Origin of the sequence: Shewanella sp. 11B5 (assembly GCF_002836795.1) — a bacterium.
Taxonomy (GTDB): Bacteria; Pseudomonadota; Gammaproteobacteria; order Enterobacterales; family Shewanellaceae; genus Shewanella; species Shewanella frigidimarina.
The window spans coordinates 1-1,247 of the sequence record NZ_PJAP01000112.1; the positions used below are offsets into that span (position 1 = coordinate 1).

Annotated in this window: 1 protein-coding gene; it reads right to left on the reverse strand. The window is 36.1% G+C overall.

Features of this window, described 5'->3' with window-relative positions; translation table 11 throughout:
- Window positions 1–177 precede the first annotated feature (177 nt).
- Window positions 178–1,104: a thymidylate synthase gene (locus CXF78_RS00925; RefSeq protein WP_102035722.1), complete on the reverse strand. Its 927-nt coding sequence runs from the start codon at window positions 1,102–1,104 to the stop codon at window positions 178–180.
- Between the last annotated feature and the right edge of the window lie 143 nt (window positions 1,105–1,247).

The following is a 1,247-nucleotide window of genomic DNA, read 5'->3' on the forward strand; positions in this document are numbered from 1 at the left end:
GCCTCAAGTTCAGAGTTGAACTTATACATTTTCAAGTAAGGCTAACTCGTTGTTGGACAAAAATGAGCTAGAAACTTTGCTATAGCTCAGGTAGTTTGGATTAGGAATAGTAAGCGTAAAAATCAGATAACAAAGGCAAGAGCTGATCCTATCTTCAAGCTTAATAAAATCTTAACATCAGTTCTTAGCGTACTTTTTCAGCCAGTCAGATACTAAGAAATCCAATATAGGATTGCCCGTTTTTCTTACAAAACCTGAAAGGTCTTTATCACTCTTGAACTGTGAGTAAGAAGTGAAAATTTTAGCTAATGATTTGTCTGTCATGCTTCCAAAACACTTCTGATTAATCTTATCCGCTTCTGTCAATATGCTATAAACAAGACCGACCCCTTCTTGTTCACAGATGTCAAAAGGCTCAAGTTGACTTTCCAATACTGCTCTTATCGCTGGGATATCTCGCTCATACATATGTAAAGAGTCAGTAAAGTGCCTTTGATAACCAACATCTATTCCTATTTCTCTTGCGATGAAGCAATGAAGAGTTTGAAAGACAAAAAAATTGTAAGGGATTCCCCTGTGGATATCGTTAGATCTATTTATGATGGTCATGTCTAACTTACTGTCTCTCACTTTTAACATTATTGATGTATTGCATGGTATATCTTTAGAACTTGTATTTGTTAAGTCATCAGGTGAATACATGTTCAAAACACATCTTCGAGATTCTGGAGATTTTTGCAGTTCATCTATAGCAAATTGAATCTGGTCATAGCCGAAATGGTATCTAAGCCTGTACCCATAAGCGCCATTTAAAATTGTTCCATCATCTGAAAAATCATCATACTTCTTCAGATAGTAGTTCAGTGTATCAAGACTATTGAGTCCTTTGACTACCCAAGCTGCTTCTGCAATTGCAAAAAACGGATTGATAGCTCTGTGGTTTAATGTGATTAAATTCAGTTTATTAGGAGCTAGTTCGAAGGCGACGGGTCCGAGATCATAGACCATACCTACACGAGACATAGTAGGTGAATCAATACTTAAACAATCTTTTAAAGCGGAACAATATAGTTTATTGCAGCTTTCTCCCTGATAAATTCTCACTCTAGCCCCCCAAATCTCGCTTTATTCTTCTCCAGTTTATTGAGGAACCCTTTTTCTAAATCAACGTTGAATTGGTTCGCGATTTTTACTAGATAAATGAATGTGTCTATGAGTTCTTCATCCAAATCTGATTTTACATCATT